This window comes from Corynebacterium glucuronolyticum DSM 44120 (assembly GCF_030440595.1).
Taxonomy (GTDB): Bacteria; Actinomycetota; Actinomycetes; order Mycobacteriales; family Mycobacteriaceae; genus Corynebacterium; species Corynebacterium glucuronolyticum.
In genome coordinates this window covers 449,206-467,304 of record NZ_CP047452.1, presented here as the reverse complement: position 1 = coordinate 467,304, position 18,099 = coordinate 449,206, and the positions used below count along the sequence as shown (strand labels likewise).

Below are 18,099 nucleotides of genomic sequence, written 5' to 3'. Positions count from 1 at the left end.
ATTTTCGGTTCGAATGCAGGCGGGATGTACCCGCCTACCTGCTATGCGATATCGTCTGCGCGCTCGTCACGGGACAGGTTAATGCCCAGGGACGCACTAGCCGATTCGAACTCGTCGTCATCTGCACCGCTGAGCTCAACAGGCGTTCCGTCAGCGGACAGAACCTCCACGTTGAGGCACAGGGACTGCAGCTCCTTCAGCAGCACCTTGAAGGATTCCGGGATACCAGGATCGGGGATGTTGTCACCCTTCACGATCGCTTCGTACACCCGAACACGGCCATTCACATCGTCGGACTTGATGGTCAGAAGCTCCTGCAGGGTGTAGGCAGCGCCGTATGCCTGCATTGCCCACACCTCCATCTCGCCGAAGCGCTGGCCACCGAACTGTGCCTTACCACCCAGCGGCTGCTGGGTAATCATCGAGTATGGGCCGGTGGAGCGGGCGTGGATCTTCTCGTCCACGAGGTGGTGCAGCTTAAGCATGTACTTCTCGCCCACACAGACCGGGTACTTGAAGGGCTCGCCGGAACGACCGTCGAAAAGCTTCGCCTTACCGAACTTGTCAACCAACCGGTTGCCATCGCGGTCGGGCAACGTAGAGCCGAGCAGACCCTCGATCTCCTCGTTGGTTGCACCGTCGAAGACGGGGGTTGCCACGAGCGAGTCAGCCGGGACGTTGCGCAGCTCCTCGGGGATGCGCTTGGCCCAATCCGGATCGCCTTCGATGGCCCAGCCGGCCTTCGCCAGCCAGCCGAGGTGGACCTCGAGCACCTGACCGATGTTCATACGACGTGGCACACCGTGCGTGTTGAGGATGATGTCGATCGGGGTACCGTCCTCCATGAACGGCATGTCCTCCTGCGGGAGGATCTTGCCCACAACACCCTTGTTGCCGTGGCGGCCGGCGAGCTTATCGCCGTCCTGAATCTTGCGCTTCTGGGCAACGTGGATGCGGATCATCTCGTTTACTCCCGCAGGCAGCTCGTCGCCCTCGTCCCGGGAGAAGCGGGAAACACCGATGACCTTGCCGGTCTCGCCGTGCGGCACCTTCAGAGAGGTGTCACGAACTTCGCGGGCCTTCTCACCAAAGATGGCGCGGAGCAGGCGCTCCTCTGGAGTCAGCTCGGTCTCGCCCTTCGGGGTGACCTTACCGACGAGAATGTCGCCGTCGCGGACATCTGCACCGATGCGGACGATGCCACGCTCGTCGAGGTCCTTCAGCACATCCTCGGACACGTTCGGGATCTCACGGGTGATCTCCTCAGCACCAAGCTTGGTGTCGCGGGCATCGATCTCGTGCTCCTCGATGTGGATCGAGGTAAGGAGGTCCTCCTCCACCACGCGCTGGTTGAGGATGATGGCATCCTCGTAGTTGTGGCCCTGCCACGGCATGAACGCCACGAGGAGGTTCACACCGAGGGACATCTCGCCGTCGTGGGTACCCGGACCGTCGGCCATAACCTGGCCCTTTTCCACACGGTCTCCGATGTCCACCAGCGGCTTCTGGTTGTAGCACGTGTTCTGGTTGGTGCGCTCGAACTTGCGCAGGCGGTAGGTGTCACGCTTGCCCTCATCGCTCATCACAGTGATGAAGTCAGCGCAGACGTTCTCGACCACGCCAGCGTGTTTGTTGATGACCAGGTCGCCAGCATCGTATGCGGCAGGGGCCTCCATACCCGTGCCGACGTACGGCGACTGGGAACGGATCAACGGCACGGCCTGACGCTGCATGTTCGCACCCATGAGGGCACGGTTAGCGTCATCGTGCTCGAGGAACGGAATCATGGCAGTAGCGACAGACACGATCTGACGCGGGGACACGTCGATGTACTCGATCGCCTCCGGACCAACAACCTCAATGGCGCCGTCCTTCAGACGAACCTCATTGCGCTCCTGGGTAATAACACCGTTCTCGTCGTGCTCCGTATCTGCCTGACCGATAACGAAGCGATCCTCTTCATCGGCGGTGAGGTAGTCGACCTGATCAATGATCTTGCCGTCTTCAACCTTCTGGTACGGAGTCTCGATGAAACCGAAGGGGTTCACGCGGGCATAGGATGCCAGCGAACCGATAAGGCCAATGTTCGGGCCCTCAGGGGTCTCAATGGGACACATGCGACCGTAGTGGGACGGGTGCACGTCGCGAACCTCGATGCCGGCACGCTCACGGGACAGACCACCGGGGCCAAGAGCCGAGAGGCGACGCTTGTGCGTCAGGCCGGACAGGGAGTTGTTCTGATCCATGAACTGGGAGAGCTGGCTCGTTCCGAAGAATTCGCGGATAGCTGCACTCACGGGGCGCACGTTGATCAAGCTCGTCGGCGTGATCGACTCTGCATCCTGCGTGGTCATGCGCTCGCGCACCACACGCTCCATGCGCGCCAGACCAACGCGCACCTGGTTCTGAATCAGCTCGCCCACGGTACGCAGGCGACGGTTACCGAAGTGGTCAATATCGTCCGTCTCGAGCGGGATCTCCACACCATCCGGGGAGGTCATCGTCCGCTCACCGGCATGCAGGCGAACGAGGTACTCGATGGTGGTAGCGATATCTTCCTCGGTCAGCGTCTTCACGCCGTCGTGATCGCCACCAAGACCGAGCTTGCGGTTCACCTTGTAACGACCCACCTTAGCCAGGTCGTAGCGCTTCGGCTTGAAGAAGCTGTTCTCCAGCAATGCCTGTGCAAGATCGCGCGTGGGCTGCTCACCCGGGCGCTGCTTGCGGTAAATCTCGAGCAGAGCCTCGTCCTCGGAAGCCGCGCCGTCGTTTTCCAGCGTGGACATCATAATCTCGGAGAAGCCGAAACGCTCGCGGATCTTCTCCTCAGACCAACCCAGGGCCTTGAGGAGCAGAGTCACCGGCTGGCGACGCTTACGGTCGATGCGGACACCGACGGTGTCCTTCTTGTCGACGTCGATTTCCAACCACGCACCGCGGGAGGGGATAACCTTCACTGCGTGCAGCGGGCGCTCCGTGGACTTATCCAAAGTCTCATCGAAGTACACGCCCGGGGAACGAACGAGCTGAGACACAACGACACGCTCGGTGCCGTTGACAATAAAGGTGCCCTTCGGGGTCATCATCGGGAAATCGCCGATGAACACCGTCTGAGACTTAATCTCACCGGTGTCCTTATTCTCAAACTCGGCCGTCACATACAGTGGCGCAGAGTAGTTGATGTCCTTCTCTTTACACTCATCAACACTTGCCTTGACCTGCTCGAAGTACGGCTCCGAGAGGGACAGGCTCATGTTGCCAGAGAAGTCCTGAATAGGAGAAAGCTCCTCGAGGATATCTTCAAGGCCACTCGTTACCTTGTAATCCTCACCCTTCTCAGCCTTCTGTTGTTCACGCCACTCGGGCGTACCAACGAGCCAAGCAAAGGAGTTCAGTTGTAGGTCTAGTAATCCAGGTAGCCCAATGGGCTCCTTGATCTTCGCGAACGAGTATCGCTTAGGAGCTCCAGGGTTCTTAACGTTGATATTGGTCTGGCGGGAGACTGCCAAGATGCATCCTTCCAGCACCTCGCGCGGCCAGAAGCACCCCACTATTTGAGCACCTGACCGCTTGGTTTTGTAAAGCTTTCGGTCTGCTATAGGAAACGGTGCCCAGATAGCACTGAATGACCTTGTCAAATTCCGGCTTTTGCCTTCCTCTGATCAAGGCCTTCAAAACAACGGCCACCGAATCTAGCGCAACGAATAATCCTAGACCATCCGGACTAATTTGTAAAGTGCTCTCTTCTGCGTTTGTCAAATGCACCGAAAACGCCCAGCACACCGAGCAAAGCCAGAACCCCGCCGATGCCCGCCGCGACCCAGTTCGCGGTGCGCCATGCCGACGGATCCGCGACACCCGCTGCCAGTTCGCGCAGGTTTTCGGATTCTTCCGGTGCTAATGCCCCCTCAAAAAGGAGAACGTCTTGACGTTGCCCATCTGTGAGGTAGTAGTCCTCCAGCTTGGCTGTCACGTCGACGATGATTCCAGTAGCCTTGTCGACGATCAACTCGCGCCTGGCGCCATGGTACAACACACGGCCCGCCCTATCAGCGTCACCCACCGTTTCCGGCTCGAACTCCTGCACATAGGTGACAAGCTCGCGCCCGTCTACCACGCTCTCGGCTTGCTTGACAGCGGGGCGTGAGGCGCGGAGGGTGGCGTCGAAAAGAGGATAGGATTCCGCGCTCGCGTTGGGGGGAAAAGCGAACCACAGCCCATCGACGTCTACCGTCGCAACTGGGCTCGCCAACTGCTCAGAAACCGTCGCGGGTGTCACAGCCCTCCCCGACATCCGATCGAGCCTGTAGCTGTAGACCTCCGCCTTCAGCAGCCCGTCCAAATCTGTCGCCCGCTCGGTCCGCCGCTCAGACAGCCCGATCCGCACCGTCGCTTCCTCATTGGTAATGGGCGAGGTGTACACCACATGAAGTTGACGCTCCACCGGCTCTACCTTGGTCGCCATGTCTGCCGGCGCGAGACTCTTCGCGTTCTCGTCCCGCAGTGTGTACGTAAGCTCACCATGGGCGACAGGCACGTTCTCCCCCACCAGCGTAAACCGAGGCGTGACCAAACCCCACACCAGCAGAGCAAGACCCAGGCCGATGAGGAGAGCTGAAATTACGCGCGAACGTGGAAGCATGTCTTTCACTGTACATTGACATGCCCGGCCCGTTTCAACCCACGTCATCATCACTGGACCAAACAAGGCCTATCGGTCGCACCCCCTTGGTGATTGCTGCGCTGCGCACCCGCGCAGTGCCGAATGCGGCCCAGGAGGTGGAATCCGCAGCCGTCCCGGGTTGGGTCGGGCCGCGTTGCGCACCCGCCAATCCCTAATGCGGCCCAGCTGCTACCAACCACCGACACCCCGGAGCCGGTCGGGCCACACTGCGCACCTGTCAATCCCTAATGCGGCCCAACAGGTGCACGAAGCCGAGCGCCCGGAGCCGATCGGGCCGCACTGCGCACCCGCCAATCCCTAATGCGGCCCAACTCCCACCAACCGCCGAGAGCCCGAAGCCGGTCGGGCCACACTGCGCACCTAAAAATCCCGAACACGGCCCGACCCTTGCCAACAGCCGAGATGCCGAATCAAATCGGGCCGCTTTGCGCTGCGGATGGCTGCGGGTATAAAAAATCCCCCGGCACGAACCGGGGGAAAAGCAGTAAGAGACTACTTGAGGGTGACGGAAGCGCCAGCCTCTTCGAGCTTGGTCTTAGCAGCCTCAGCGTCTTCCTTGGAAGCGCCCTCGAGGATAGCCTTCGGAGCAGCCTCAACGAGCTCCTTAGCTTCCTTCAGGCCCAGGCCGGAGACGATCTCGCGGACAGCCTTGATCACGCCGATCTTCTTGGCGCCGGCATCCTCGAGCACGACGTCAAACTCGGTCTTCTCTTCCTCAGCGGGAGCGTCGCCACCGGCGGCACCTGCAGCTGCAACAGCAACCGGAGCTGCAGCGGTAACGTCGAAGGTCTCTTCGAACAGCTTGGTGAACTCAGAGAGCTCGATGAGGGTCATTTCCTTGAAAGCTTCGATGAGCTCTTCGTTGGTGTACTTAGCCATAACGGTCAAGTCCTTTCAGTTTGTTTTTCCGAGCACATGCTCGGGGAGGTAAATGGTGATGAAATTTTCGATCCCTGGGGAAAGGAAGATTTACTTCTTTTCCTGCAGTGCAGCGGAAAGACGTGCGACCTGAGATGCAGGAGCAGCGAACAGGCCTGCAGCCTGGTTCATCTTGCCCTTCAGGGCGCCAGCCAGCTTGGCCAGCGTGGTCTCGCGGTCGTCGAGGTCTGCAAGTGCCTTGACCTGGTCGGCATCCAGAGCGGCGCCGTCCATGTATCCGCCCTTGACAACGAACTTGTCGTTGGTAGAGCCGAACTTCTTCATGGCCTTGGCAGCATCCACTGCCTCGCCCTTAATAAAGGCGACAGCGGTAGGACCGGTGAGGAGATCATCAAGGCCCTCAATGCCAGCCTCAGCTGCGGCTCGCTTGATGAGGGTGTTCTTGGCGACGTGGTACTTCACGTCTTTACCGAGATCAGTGCGGAAATCAGTGATCTGCTGAACAGTCAGACCACGGTACTCGGTGAGCACCAGAGAATCAGCCTCGTCAAAGTATTCCTTGAGCTTGGCCAGCTCCGCAGTATTCTTCGGGTTTGCCATTTCCTCGCCTCCTTCCATTAAACGGTTTTTAAAACATTTGTCCGCCACAGGGCACAAATAATGCCCCGTGCAAGAGCACAGGGCACAAACCAATTCAAACATTGGAAGGTGTTGCAAGTGACTCCTGCGTGGGCCGTTTCCTGTTTTATGAGGAAACCTTCGAGCCTTTCGGCTGACCGACGGTCTACGGTGAAACTTGGGCAGGAAGCGCCGGAAGCGCTTCCTCACAAACTTCGTGGATTGACCATACAGCCCACGCCGGAGTTATGCAAACTAGCTGGACAACGGGGATGATGACTCAGCCGAGATGGGTGCAGCGGGGATCCCCTCATAGATGAATTCCTCCGACTGCACCTCGCGGTAGGTCTCGCCCGGGATAACGACAACTGCCAAAACCTGCGTGCGGGGCATGTAGGAGAAGTTGAACAGGCCGGTCTTCCACAGTAGCTCGAAGGTGACCGGCGTGTGAGCGGGAACGTCTTCGGGGAGCGCGAAACTGTACTCGCCTGCGCCTTCATCGGTGGGGGCAATCGTCGACAAGCGAGGAGCGATAGACGAGGGGCCGGTGACCAGACCGGAATCGTCCAACGCGCGGGCGAAGATCGTCAGCTCAGTGCCGGCCGGAAGATCCGTATCGACATTAACCGTCACGGCGATAGGAAGCATGAACGACTGCCCCTCGGCGACAACGGAGCCGACCTTGAACGTAATACCCGGAGCATCCTGAGCCACAGCGATGGCCGGGAGGGATGCAACGGCAGCTGCGGCCGCTGAGCCGGCGAGGAACGTACGACGGGTGAAAGTGAAAGTCATGACTACCTACTTCTTTGTGATCTTGAAGATGCCGCCGATGGTGCCCTGCCACCACGTGCCGTTGTTATCAATCGTGCCAACCATCTGCAGCGTATCGACGCCGAAGACGGTGACCAGCCCCGGGAAGTCCTGCGAGTAGACGGTTTCGCCGGTTTCCATATCGATGATCGAACCGGAAATAACCGAGCCGTTGACCAGGCCGAAGCGCTTGCGTTCACAGATGTAGATGTAGCCGTCGGCCGTCGACAAGCGTGGAACCACAGCCGAGTAGACATCCTTCCGTTTCCACACGTCCTTGAGCCCCGCTGGGGTCACATCATAGCGCTCGAGACCAGGCGCAAACAGCGCGGATGAGGGGACGGACGGGCCGGCACCCTCCGGGTAGCGCGGGTACGGATAGCCATACGTGGAGCCCACGACGATGGAGTTCTGCACACCGATGGCCGAGCACTCCGTGCCCGACGTTCCTGGCTGGAACACGTCCGTGGAACCAACAAGGCGACCGGTAGCGGTCTCATAAACGATGAGATTCTCCTGCTCGTCGGCATTATCCGTGAGCATGACGTAATCCGAACCGTTCGGCCCAAAGAACGTGGGCGATGCGCCGGAGCCCCAGGACAGCTGGCCGGGCTTGCGGGCTGTTCCCCGGTCGTAGAGGGCGTGCCAGAGAATCTCCGGGGTGCCGTCCTCGTCCGCATCCAGCATGTAGATCGCATGAGAGGTGACCACCGACACACCCTGCGGGCACGCGGAAATCGAGTTATCCACCGTCTCATAGTCCGACTGGGACTTTTTCAGAAAGATCGAGCGAACCTCGCGCTTATCGGCATCTACAACACCGATCGCGCCGTGGGCCGAAGCGACCCAGACACGGCCCTGCCAGTCCGGAACCACGCCGACGACCTGGTCGCCCTTGTACTGCGACAGGAAGCGGTTGAGGGACACACGCTCGTCCACGTACACGGTCCGACCGTCGGCTGAGTGGGCCACGCGCAGAAGCGTGTTGGAACCATCCACGAAAACCATGCGGTCCTTGTGGTCGATGTAGGCGTAGACACCGCCGAGAAGAGCGCCCTTCGGCACCTCCAAGCTACCGAGCGTCTCGCCGCTTTCTGGATCCAGGATGGCTACCTTCGGCTGCAGGAACGTGAGCTTCGAGCCGAAACGCTGCGTCACCAGAACCTGGATGTAGCCATCCGCCCCGACCATGATGGTCGGGCATGCGCCACCCATATCGATGTGTTTGACGTCCCATGGACCGGCACCCGGGCCGGGAACCGGCGAGCAGTCCGAAGACTGGGCCTCACCGTGCATACACGCCATACCTGGCGTACCGAGGTAGGCATTTTCCTCGGCGTTATATTCAAAATTTGACATTAACAATCCTCGTCGCTGGAGAATATTTTACCTTGTACCACCTGGTAGTTTACATTGGGAAAACAAAAAGCTCATCTCTGAGAAAGAGATGAGCTTTTATTATTTACTTTTCGACGCCCGACCGTACAGGTTTTCGGTTCTGTTACGGTTAGCGCGCCTTAAAGCCTGGTGGCTTAAGCCTCGGTGAAGTCCTTCTGGATGGAGGGATCGACCTGGATGCCGGGGCCATTGGTGGCAGCGACGGTGATCTTCTTCACGTAGATGCCCTTGGAGGAGCTCGGCTTCAGACGGTTAATCTCGTCGAGGAGAGCGCCGTAGTTCTCAGCCAGCTTCTCAGCATCGAAGGATGCCTTGCCGATGAGAGCGTGGAGGTTGGAAGCCTTGTCAACGCGGAAGGAAATCTTACCGCCCTTGATCTCCTTCACAGCCTTGGCGACATCCGGGGTCACTGTGCCAGTCTTGGGGTTCGGCATGAGACCACGCGGGCCGAGGACGCGAGCGACGCGACCAACCTTGGCCATCTGATCAGGGGTAGCGATAGCAGCATCAAAGTCGGTCCAGCCACCCTGGATCTTCTCGATGAGCTCAGCGGTGCCGACGAAATCAGCGCCTGCCTCCTCAGCGGCGGTAGCGTTGGTGCCCTCAGCGAAGACGACAACGCGAACTTCCTTGCCCGTGCCGTTAGGCAGGGACACGGTGCCACGCACAAGCTGATCAGCCTTGCGGGGATCAACGCCCAGACGCATCACAACGTCGATGGAAGCGTCGTAGTTCTTGGAGGAGGTCTCCTTAGCCAGCTTGACAGCCTCGAGCGGGGTGTACAGGTGGTTGGAGTCCACCTTCTCAGCGGCCTCGCGGTAAGCCTTAGAGCGCTTTGCCATAATTCATCAATCCTTTCGATGTGTGGTGAGCGGGCCTGGCCGGCCCTTCCACAAAATGTTTCTTACAGACCCTCGACAACGATGCCCATGGAGCGGGCGGTGCCGGCAATGATCTTGGCGGCAGCGTCGATGTCGCGCGCGTTGAGGTCCGGCTCCTTCTGCTTAGCGATCTCCTTGACCTGGTCAAGAGTCACCTTGCCCACCTTATCGGTGTGCGGAACGCCAGAACCCTTCTTCAGGCCAGCAGCCTTGAGCAGCAGCTGAGCTGCCGGCGGGGTCTTCAGCTTGAAGTCGAAGGAGCGGTCTTCGTAGACGGTGATCTCCACAGGGACAATGTTGCCGCGCTGGTTTTCCGTGGCAGCGTTGTACGCCTTGCAGAACTCCATCATGTTCACGCCGTGCGCACCAAGCGCAGGACCAACCGGCGGTGCAGGGTTAGCCTGACCAGCCTCGATCTGCAGCTTAATGAGGGCCGTGACTTTCTTCTTCGGGGGCATCTTCTACCTACTTTCCTTGTTACCAGCGCCCCGCCTCGAGATGCGTCAAATAAAAGGGCGAGGTGCCGTCCGGATGCCTTGTTACAGCCACCGGGAAAAACGTTTACATACATGCCTATAAGGCACGGGCGAAGATGTTACACCACGTGCCCCACAAAACGCTAATTGATCTTTTCCACCTGATCGAAGGTGAGCTCCACCGGCGTATCGCGGCCGAAAATGGACACGAGAGCGTGCAGCTTGCCGGAATCCCGGTCAATATCAGAAATCGTGGCGGACACCGTCGCAAGAGCACCGGACAGAATCGTCACCGACTCTCCCACCTCGAAGTCAACCTCAACCGGCTTCTTCTCCGCCGCAGGTGCAGCAACAACCGTGTCGCCCTCAGCGTCCGCTGCCTGCTCCTCCACCGTCTGCTGCGGCATGAGGAACTTCGCCACATCCTTCGGCTTCACCGGAGTTGCCTGGCCTTCGTTACCCACGAAGCTTGTCACACCCGGCGTCCCACGAACAACCGACCACACGGAGTCGTTCATCTCCATGCGCACCAAGACGTAGCCCGGAAGCAGCTTCTTCTTCACGATCTTCTTCTTGCCGTCACGCATCTCGGTAACTTCCTCGACCGGCACGACAATATCGTGAATGTACTCGTCCACCTCAAGGTTCTCCGCACGCTGCGTGAGGTTCGTCTTCACCTTGTTCTCGTAACCCGAGTACGTCTGAATGATGTACCAGGTACCAGGCAGCTTCTTCAGCTCGCGGATGAACTTGCGAAGGCGCTGCTTGTACTCCTGCAGTGCCTCCTCCTCAGCAGAAAGCTCCTCCGTCTCCGGGGTTTCCGGGGTCTCCGGAGCCTCTGGCTCGGTGGCCTCCGACTCCGGGGCTTCCACCTGGCTCTCAACCTGTTCGACGTTTTCTTGCTCTTCCATCTTCACTCTCTCCAGATCAAAAATTTATCCCGCCTCCCTGGAATGTCCAGGAGGCGGGATAATGAAGTATCACAAACGTTTATACCATCTAGCTACGGGGTGAGCAACCACTGCACGCCCTTGGCGGTGAGAATATCCGTTCCCCACACAACGATCGTCATCACGATGAGGAACAGGAACACGATCAGCGTGTAGTTAAGCATCTGCTTCCCCGTCGGCCAGATGACCTTCTTCATCTGCTCGATCACTTCGGGGATGTAAGACTTGATGCCGCCGCCCCACTTTTCGTCCTTGTTTTCCCTCACAAGGCGCTTTTCAGCGTAGGCATCAGCACTCGTAGTGCTCGCACCCGTAAGCTGCCGCTTACCTGTAGGACGAGCAGTGCGATTTTCATCAGCCACGTTAAATCCTCTTTGCACTAGGAGTACTTTGCAGGGGCGACAGGACTCGAACCTGCAACCTGCGGTTTTGGAGACCGCTGCTCTACCAATTGAGCCACGCCCCTATTCAGGACACATGCGTTTCACATGCACCTTGCACACTGTACCAGAAAACCCCCGCACCTTGGCGAGGGGGGCTCAGTGCAGTAGCGGTGGAGAGGTTCGAACTCTCGACCTCACGATTATGAGTCGTGCGCTCTCACCAACTGAGCTACACCGCCATCGTTCCAATAAAAGAACAGAGCCCCCTGTCAGAATCGAACTGACGACCTTTTCCTTACCATGGAAACGCTCTGCCGACTGAGCTAAGGGGGCCGTGCTTCATGTTGAAGCCTTGGATAGAGTAACTGACATTCATGCATTCACACAAATCGGCACGTCAGTTGCTATTTTCCACTCCTATTCCGGTTTTGCGGCCCAATGGGGTGATCGTGGCCTGCTTTTGACTGGGCTTGGGCCGTGTTGGGGACCCAGCAATACCCAATGCGGCCCAACCGGTGCAAGCATCCCGCGCTTTGACCTTGCCTGGGCCGTGTTGCGGACCCAGCAATACCCAATGCGGCCCAACCGGTGCAAGCATCCCGCGCTTTGACCTTGCCTGGTCCGTGTTGAGGACCGCTGCGAGGTACGCCCCCTAGCGGTATTTCTGCAGTGGCTCCAACCAGCGAACGAAGTATTTGGCGATGAAGCCGACGAGGAGGGCGGCTGCCAAGGTGCCCTCGCGGATGCCTTCGACACGGCCAAGAACGGCGAAGGAAAGGACAGTCGCAATCACGACAAGGCTCGTATCCACGGTGATCTTGCAGTTACCAAAGGCGTGCCATTTTTTGGCTCGAACTTCCGGTTGAGCGTGGTGGAGACGGCAATGGCCAGGCCATCGCCGTCCATGACGACGGCGGCGGGCAACTGGACGAGCTGCCGGGGATCGTAGCGTTTGCGCAGGAGGAGCATCTGCAAGATCATGAAACCTGCGTTCATGGCGATGGTCCCCGTACCAACCGTGAAAGAGCTAATGAGGCTCAAAACGTACGGAAAGCTGGAGATCGGTGATGTCCCCAGCTCCGCGATGATAGATAGCGCGATTCCGCACGCCATCAGTGATAATCCAATTATTCCCAAAATATATCGACGCACTAAATTTTCTTTCGTGCAAACCATAGTGCGACGAATGGGATTATCTAAATTCCAAACAAGCCCTTGACCTGGTTAACAAGGTCCGGTGCGAAATGCTGGGCCGCAGCACCGATCCCCAGCAGTCCAAGGATCGCGCCAACGAGACCGCCGATGACCTCAAGCGCCGCCACGGCCTCCGGAGGAAGGTCGGAGGAAGTGTTGGATCCGGTGGCAGCACCGGAGTCGCCCGAGTCGCCGGGCTTGCTGGGCTGGTCGGGCTTGGCGGTGCCCAGGTTGAAAGCGACCTTGATCGGGTCGTGGTCAGAGGAGCGGAAGACGGAGTCGTCGACAAGCGGGGCGATGTTGTAGTTTTCGCGGGAGTACTCGAAGGCGATGGACTCATCCGAGTTGATATCCCACACATCCGCGTCGACGACAAGCTTCATCGCCGCAGCGTTGCCAAAGGCATGATCAAGGGAACCGATGCGGCCCGCAAACTGGTACGAATGCCCGGAATCGTACGTTGCGGCGATATTGGTGTAACCGGCATCCTCGAGGACCTTCATCGTGTCTTCCTTGGTGTAGGAGTTGAGGTCGCCGACGACGAAGACCGGCATGTCGTTCCATTCCTCGTGAGCAGCGATCGCCTTTGTCAGCGCGCGAGCTTGCTCGGCGCGGAGGTTCGGGTTATTGCCCTGGCCGTCGTTTTGGTCCTTATCGCCTCGGGCAACCGAGCCCTTGGACTTGAAGTGGTTCACCACGGCGACGAACTCGGGATCCTTCTGCCCCACACGAGCGAAAGCCTGGCCCAGTGGCTGGCGGGCAACACCGGTGTAGGCTGGGTCGTCGATGATGACAGAGGGGCCGACAGGCGCCACCTTCGTCTTGTTGTAGATGAATGCCACGCGGATGACATCCTCCTGGCCGGGCACCTTTTCCGGCGATGCGACGAGCTCCCATGTCGGCTCTTTACCTCTCGCTGTGAGGTCGGCGTTGAGAGCTGCCACAAGTTTGCTCAGAGCTTCATCCCGGCGGCTGGCATCGCCGGTGACGCTGGCTGTGTTTTCGATTTCTTCCAGGCCCAGAACCGACACGTTGAGTGTGTTGATGGCATTGACGATCTTCGCCTGCTGTCGCGTGAAGGCCTGCGTGGACCAGGCACCGCGCACCGTGCACCAGTTAGCGGTGACGCTGTTGCCCTCGCGGTCGGTGTAGGCCTTGCAGCCCTCCTCCGTCTCGCCGAGAGTGGTGAAGTAGTTGAGGACGTTAAACGAGGCAAGCGACAGCTCCGAGTCTTTCACGTTCGGGCCCGCCTCTTCTGCGGCCCGAGAATCCTCCCATGTGATGGGGAGGCTCTCGGAGTTGCCGGTAATGGGCACCGTGGGCTGCAGGCCCCACTTGTCGTACCTGCCGCTCACAATCACAGGCTCAGTGAAGGTGACAGTGTCCCCGGCGCGCAAGGACTTCACCGTCTTTCCGCCGGTAACCAGGTAAGGAAGCGGGGTTTCTGTATCGGATTTGGCATAGTTGCGCGACCTTCCGTCGTCAAGCGAAACCTCCCGCAACCCCTGGCTAACGGCGAGCTTTTGCACCTCCGAGTTCGGGTCCGTCGAGGGCGGGAAAACATCCGTGGGCTGGTAGAACGGCTCCGTACCCGGGGCGAGTCCCACCGTACCGTACGTGTTGAGCTCATAGTTGTTACTCACCGTGTAGGGGCCCGTGACCTGCACAAGCATCCCCTCATAGGCCTCGCGCGCCGCGTCCCCCTCCGGCAACTCCGAAAATTCAGTTGGAACAACTGTCGGGCCGCAATCCGTGTCCGGGACCACCTCGGGGTCACTCAGCTGCGTCTCCCCCGTGTACTCTCCCGCCGTGCCCGTCACCGTGACGCAGGAACCGACCTCCGGCACCTGCCCATCCCGACCAAGGAACACGAAGATGCCGTTCGAAGCCTCCGACTTCTCACCGCCCTGCTGCATGTAGAAGCCGTCGAAACCACCCTCCGGATAGCTCGCCGTTACATACCCACTGGTCGTTACCCGCTGGCCATCCAGGGGTGTCACAGGGCCCGTGCCCTGGATCTCCGCAATGGTCACCGTTCCCGCATTCTCCGGCTTCAGATCACCCGGCGTCGGCGCTCCCGTCACGAAATCCGTGGCGTTGTTGTCCGTGTCCACCCCCGTCTGTGCTCGCTGGACCGAGACGCTATTCGACGTCCCCGGGGCCGCATTCCCCTCCGCAAAGGTCGCCTCTCCCCAACCAAGCAGGTCCACAACCTGCGCCGACGGGGTCCACGGATCCGCACTGTTGGTCAGCGCCACGATGCCGCCCTTACCGCTCATCGCGATATCGCCCTCGAGATCCGCTTCAATGCCCCGCGTTCCGCCACTGCCCTGCGCCAGCTGGATCAGCGTGTAGCCCTTCGCCGGAGTCTCCCCCGCAAGCTGCAGGATGTTCCCGCTATTCGGCTTCTTCCCCTTCACCGACGTGTACTGCAGGTACATGCCATCCAGGGAAATCGGCGCGTCTGTGGGGTTGTACAGCTCCACGAAATCATGCGTGTACGTCGCACCCGAGTTCCCGCCGCCGCCGTACACCTCGTTGATGACGATGTTCGTCCCATCCGGTGCCGCCGCCGCAGGTGACACCGCCGAAGCGACAATCGCCACCGAGCTGACTAGCGCCACGCCCAGCCTTGAAAACCTCATCTAAACCCTCACCTCTTAGTAGACAAAAACTATCTGTAGTTCTTTTCTTACCGGCTCCACGTGGACTTCGCAGCGCAAGTTTCCGGGCTTCTACCCCCCGCCTGTTTTGGGGCGCGTTTCGTGTGCAGCCGGGGTGCTGTCGGGGAGCAGTTGGGGTGCTTATGTGACCGGCTGCCTTTCGCGGCCCAAGCCGAGACGGGTTCTCGGGGGTTGGAGGCAAACGGGCCGCAATGCGACACGCACCCGCGCACAACGCGGCCCAAGGGCACCCGAACGTCGACAAGCAAGAACCGGATGGGCCGCAATGCGCAACACCGGTACCAAGCGCGGCCCAAGCCGAGGCGGGATCCCGGGCTTTGAAGGCAAACGGGCCGCAGTGCGGCACGCACCCGCACACAACACGGCCCAAGCGGAGGCAGGGACCCGGGATCCAAAGAAAGATGGGCCGTGTTGCGGCGCGGAGAACCTGCGCATGCGAAAACCCCGACCCTCGTGGCGAGGATCGGGGTTATTGGTGCCAGGTAGAAGATTCGAACTTCTGTAGGCGAAAGCCGACGGATTTACAGTCCGCTCCCTTTGGCCGCTCGGGCAACCTGGCCCGCACTTCGTGAGTGCGAGACATACTTTACTATGTCCCCACCCCCAAAAGGCAAACCGGCTGCACAGCGGGGCTATCGGACGCGGGAGATGGAGTACTCGGTGAGGGAACGGAGGGCGGAGCGCACGGGACCGTCGGGAAGCGTGGAGAGCTCGTCGAAGGCTTTATCGGTGAACTGCTGCACAACTTCGAGGGCCTGCTCGCGCCCGGAGGTCTGCTCGATGAGGGCGAGGGCACGCTCAACGTCGTCATCGCTGGTGAGTGGGCCGGTGAGGAGGCCACGGAGCTCCTCACCTGCGGGGGACTCGTCCTTCAGAGCGAAGAGGACGGGGAGGGTGAAGACGCCTTCGCGGAGGTCGGTGCCCCGGGTCTTGCCGGACTGAGCGGAGGCGGAGAAGATGTCGATGATGTCGTCGACGATTTGGAAGATCGTGCCGATGTAGACACCGAATTGCTGCAAAGCTCGCGTGATCTCCGGCGAGCATCCGCCGTGGAGCGCGCCGAGGTAGCCGGCCGACGAGATGAGCACACCGGTCTTTTCGTGCACAACGTTGAGGTAGTGCTCGATCTTATCGCCATCGCCGGGGCCCACAGTCTCGCGCATCTGGCCGGTGACGAGATCCCCGAAGGTCTGCGCGAAGTGGGCGACGGTATCGGTACCGAGAGTGGCCATAAGCCGCGAGGCGTGGGCGAGGAGAATGTCCCCGGCAAGGATCGCGACAGAGTTGCCCCAGCGGGCGTTTGCGCTTTCCACCCCGCGGCGGCGGTCAGCTTCGTCCATGACGTCATCGTGGTAGAGCGTGGCAAGGTGCGTCATCTCCACGACGGTCGCAGCTTTGATCACATCCTCGCAGGAAGCACGTGTGCCGAGCTGCGAGGCCAACACCGCGAACATGGGGCGGAAACGTTTTCCGCCGGCAGCAGCTAGATGAATGACCTTTTCATTGACAAAGTCTTCGCCGTGGTTGAGTTCTTTTTGCAGGAGCTCTTCCACGCGCTGAAGGTCGCGTGAAACCGTAGCCGCGAGCTCGGGCTCATCAAATGAAATCCCAGTTAGGGGCGTGTCCCTGTGCAGCCGGGGGCGGGTGTCATTCATAGTGTAAAAACTGCCCTCTGTCCGATACGTTGGTTAGATAACTTACCCCTTTACCGTAGTCTAAACATGCATTTCTACCTACCCCAGGGTACAAATGAGGGCCATGGAGTTTTTTCCGGAGGTAGCCATTATCGGCGCAGGCCCAGCTGGGTCAGCTGCAGCAATTCATCTACAGGACAAGGACGTGCTGCTCATCGACAGTGCGGAGTTCCCCCGCGACAAAACCTGCGGCGACGGTCTTACTCCACGCGCGATGCGTGAGCTTTCGGCGCTCGGCATCGATCTGCCGTTCCGCACTCGTGGTCTTAAGCTGCATGGCTTTGGCCGCACGGCGGAGATCCCGTGGGAGTGGGGTGTTGGTTCAGCGATGCGTCGGCAGAAGTTCGATGCGCTCCTCTACAACCGAGCCCCCGCGCAGAAACTCACGGGGGTAGCTACCTCCCCCGTTGTGGAGAATGGCCGCGTCGTGCGCTTCCAGGTAGGCGAGCATGTCGTGCATCCGCAGGTGGTTCTGGTCGCCGATGGTGTCCGCTCCACCTTCGGCACGCAACTCGGCCGCGTCTGGCACAAGCAGCAGGTCTACGGCATCGCCGCGCGCAGCTACTGCACCTCCACTCGCTCTTCCGAGCCCTGGATCCACTCCCACTTCGGTGACCTCCCCGGTTACGGTTGGTTTTTTCCGCTTGTCGACGCCGCCAACGTCGGCTGTGGGGCTCTTTCCACCGCGGCTCGCCCAGCCAAGGTGAACACCAAAAAGCTGCTGCGCTTCTACGCCTCATCCATTCAGGAAGAATTTGGGCTTGGTGAACCCACGTCCGTCACGTCTGCGGCCCTGCCCATGGGAGGCTCCGTCTCCGGGGTGTCGGGCCGCAACTGGGCACTGCTTGGCGATTCGGCCTGCTGCGTCAATCCCCTGAACGGCGAGGGCATCGACTACGCCCTCGAAACAGCCCGCCTTGCTGCCTCATTAATTGACGAGGACCTGCGCGTGTGGCCCTCCGTCCTGCGCGAACACTACGGCGAAACCTTCACCCTCGCCCGCAGCCTGGCCAAGCTTCTTACATACCCCCGCATGCTGCCCACCTTTGGTCCGCTTGCATTCCGCACTCCCCTGCGCACTCTGCTCATGCCCACCGTTGCCCGCGCGATGGGTAACCTCATCGACGATTCCGACCGCGACCTCGCCGCCCGCGTCTGGCACGCCGCAGGCAAGGCGACCCGCTCCCTCAACACCGCGCCACTCTGGGGCTAGGCTTCCACCTCCCCTTTCTCCCCCTGTTTCTCCCCTTTTGCGGCCCGATCCAGTTCGCGTACTCGCGCTTCGTCGATAGTCGGGCTTCAAAAAGGGATCGGCGAGGGGAAACGTAAGCACGGAGTTCCTCATGCGGCCCAGACGGGGTGAAGCTCTCGGGGGGTAGCGCGAGTCGGGCCGCGTTTGGTCACAGGACTCTCCAGCCGCCGCCAAAAGTGGCCCAAGCGGAGTG

15 protein-coding genes and 4 tRNA genes are annotated in these 18,099 nt (G+C 60.0%); 1 reads left to right on the top strand and 18 read right to left on the bottom strand.

Features of this window, described 5'->3' with window-relative positions:
* Nucleotides 1-41: 41 nt before the first annotated feature.
* The 18 genes from rpoB to CGLUCO_RS02110 form a co-directional block, all read right to left on the bottom strand.
* Nucleotides 42-3,527: a DNA-directed RNA polymerase subunit beta gene (gene rpoB / locus CGLUCO_RS02195; RefSeq protein ID WP_198481501.1), complete on the bottom strand. Its 3,486-nt coding sequence runs from the start codon at nt 3,525-3,527 to the stop codon at nt 42-44.
* Nucleotides 3,528-3,724: 197 nt separating this feature from the next.
* Nucleotides 3,725-4,642, bottom strand: a complete 918-nt coding sequence (pgfA, locus tag CGLUCO_RS02190) for a cell envelope lipid trafficking protein PgfA (RefSeq protein WP_159447598.1) — start codon at nt 4,640-4,642, stop codon at nt 3,725-3,727.
* A gap of 534 nt (nt 4,643-5,176) precedes the next feature.
* On the bottom strand, nt 5,177-5,563 hold the full coding sequence (rplL, locus tag CGLUCO_RS02185; RefSeq protein ID WP_005390583.1) for a 50S ribosomal protein L7/L12: 387 nt from the start codon (nt 5,561-5,563) through the stop codon (nt 5,177-5,179).
* 90 nt (nt 5,564-5,653) lie between these two features.
* A complete protein-coding gene (gene rplJ / locus CGLUCO_RS02180) occupies nt 5,654-6,163 on the bottom strand; it encodes a 50S ribosomal protein L10 (RefSeq protein ID WP_084036688.1) in 510 nt (169 codons plus the stop codon).
* 273 nt (nt 6,164-6,436) lie between these two features.
* Entirely contained in the window at nt 6,437-6,976 is a 540-nt protein-coding gene (locus tag CGLUCO_RS02175) for a twin-arginine translocation signal domain-containing protein (RefSeq protein WP_005390586.1), read from the bottom strand.
* 6 nt (nt 6,977-6,982) lie between these two features.
* Nucleotides 6,983-8,353: an NHL repeat-containing protein gene (locus tag CGLUCO_RS02170; RefSeq protein ID WP_084036608.1), complete on the bottom strand. Its 1,371-nt coding sequence runs from the start codon at nt 8,351-8,353 to the stop codon at nt 6,983-6,985.
* Between the two features lie 173 nt (nt 8,354-8,526).
* Nucleotides 8,527-9,234 carry a 50S ribosomal protein L1 gene (rplA, locus tag CGLUCO_RS02165; RefSeq protein WP_005390588.1) on the bottom strand — a complete coding sequence of 236 codons (708 nt, stop codon included), beginning with the start codon at nt 9,232-9,234 and terminating at the stop codon, nt 8,527-8,529.
* Between the two features lie 62 nt (nt 9,235-9,296).
* Complete coding sequence (gene rplK / locus CGLUCO_RS02160) at nt 9,297-9,731, bottom strand: 50S ribosomal protein L11 (protein ID WP_005390589.1); 435 nt, start codon at nt 9,729-9,731, stop codon at nt 9,297-9,299.
* A gap of 161 nt (nt 9,732-9,892) precedes the next feature.
* Nucleotides 9,893-10,660, bottom strand: a complete 768-nt coding sequence (nusG, locus tag CGLUCO_RS02155) for a transcription termination/antitermination protein NusG (protein ID WP_084036607.1) — start codon at nt 10,658-10,660, stop codon at nt 9,893-9,895.
* A 92-nt stretch (nt 10,661-10,752) separates the two neighbouring features.
* The gene (gene secE, locus CGLUCO_RS02150) at nt 10,753-11,061 is read right to left on the bottom strand and encodes a preprotein translocase subunit SecE (RefSeq protein WP_005390591.1); all 309 of its coding nucleotides are present in this window, start codon (nt 11,059-11,061) and stop codon (nt 10,753-10,755) included.
* A 31-nt stretch (nt 11,062-11,092) separates the two neighbouring features.
* Nucleotides 11,093-11,165: transfer RNA gene (locus CGLUCO_RS02145), tRNA-Trp, on the bottom strand.
* Nucleotides 11,166-11,247: 82 nt separating this feature from the next.
* Nucleotides 11,248-11,321 (bottom strand) — tRNA-Met (locus CGLUCO_RS02140).
* 21 nt (nt 11,322-11,342) lie between these two features.
* Nucleotides 11,343-11,415 (bottom strand) — tRNA-Thr (locus tag CGLUCO_RS02135).
* A 319-nt stretch (nt 11,416-11,734) separates the two neighbouring features.
* Nucleotides 11,735-11,875 carry a DUF6198 family protein gene (locus CGLUCO_RS02130; RefSeq protein ID WP_005394792.1) on the bottom strand — a complete coding sequence of 47 codons (141 nt, stop codon included), beginning with the start codon at nt 11,873-11,875 and terminating at the stop codon, nt 11,735-11,737.
* A complete protein-coding gene (locus CGLUCO_RS02125) occupies nt 11,872-12,258 on the bottom strand; it encodes a DUF6198 family protein (RefSeq protein WP_472843673.1) in 387 nt (128 codons plus the stop codon). Before CGLUCO_RS02125 ends, CGLUCO_RS02130 begins: the two co-directional genes overlap by 4 nt.
* A 20-nt stretch (nt 12,259-12,278) precedes the next feature.
* Complete coding sequence (locus CGLUCO_RS02120; protein ID WP_084036606.1) at nt 12,279-14,921, bottom strand: ExeM/NucH family extracellular endonuclease; 2,643 nt, start codon at nt 14,919-14,921, stop codon at nt 12,279-12,281.
* A 512-nt stretch (nt 14,922-15,433) separates the two neighbouring features.
* Nucleotides 15,434-15,519 (bottom strand) — tRNA-Tyr (locus CGLUCO_RS02115).
* Between the two features lie 73 nt (nt 15,520-15,592).
* Nucleotides 15,593-16,615: a polyprenyl synthetase family protein gene (locus CGLUCO_RS02110; protein ID WP_070740266.1), complete on the bottom strand. Its 1,023-nt coding sequence runs from the start codon at nt 16,613-16,615 to the stop codon at nt 15,593-15,595.
* Nucleotides 16,616-16,709: 94 nt separating this feature from the next.
* Between CGLUCO_RS02110 and CGLUCO_RS02105 the strand changes: the two genes are divergently transcribed.
* Nucleotides 16,710-17,867, top strand: coding sequence for a geranylgeranyl reductase family protein (locus tag CGLUCO_RS02105; protein WP_084036605.1), 1,158 nt, complete (start codon nt 16,710-16,712; stop codon nt 17,865-17,867).
* Nucleotides 17,868-18,099: the final 232 nt, after the last annotated feature.

Bases quoted from the DNA above. Each gene is read 5' to 3' on its own strand.
- CGLUCO_RS02125 (WP_472843673.1), bottom strand. From the start codon at position 12,258: ATGGTTTGCACGAAAGAAAATTTAGTGCGTCGATATATTTTGGGAATA.
- CGLUCO_RS02110 (WP_070740266.1), bottom strand. From the start codon at position 16,615: ATGAATGACACCCGCCCCCGGCTGCACAGGGACACGCCCCTAACTGGG.
- pgfA (WP_159447598.1), bottom strand. From the start codon at position 4,642: ATGCTTCCACGTTCGCGCGTAATTTCAGCTCTCCTCATCGGCCTGGGT.
- rplA (WP_005390588.1), bottom strand. From the start codon at position 9,234: ATGGCAAAGCGCTCTAAGGCTTACCGCGAGGCCGCTGAGAAGGTGGAC.
- CGLUCO_RS02120 (WP_084036606.1), bottom strand. From the start codon at position 14,921: ATGAGGTTTTCAAGGCTGGGCGTGGCGCTAGTCAGCTCGGTGGCGATT.
- nusG (WP_084036607.1), bottom strand. From the start codon at position 10,660: ATGGAAGAGCAAGAAAACGTCGAACAGGTTGAGAGCCAGGTGGAAGCC.
- rplJ (WP_084036688.1), bottom strand. From the start codon at position 6,163: ATGGCAAACCCGAAGAATACTGCGGAGCTGGCCAAGCTCAAGGAATAC.
- CGLUCO_RS02170 (WP_084036608.1), bottom strand. From the start codon at position 8,353: ATGTCAAATTTTGAATATAACGCCGAGGAAAATGCCTACCTCGGTACG.
- CGLUCO_RS02175 (WP_005390586.1), bottom strand. From the start codon at position 6,976: ATGACTTTCACTTTCACCCGTCGTACGTTCCTCGCCGGCTCAGCGGCC.
- rplK (WP_005390589.1), bottom strand. From the start codon at position 9,731: ATGCCCCCGAAGAAGAAAGTCACGGCCCTCATTAAGCTGCAGATCGAG.
- CGLUCO_RS02105 (WP_084036605.1), top strand. From the start codon at position 16,710: ATGAGGGCCATGGAGTTTTTTCCGGAGGTAGCCATTATCGGCGCAGGC.
- rplL (WP_005390583.1), bottom strand. From the start codon at position 5,563: ATGGCTAAGTACACCAACGAAGAGCTCATCGAAGCTTTCAAGGAAATG.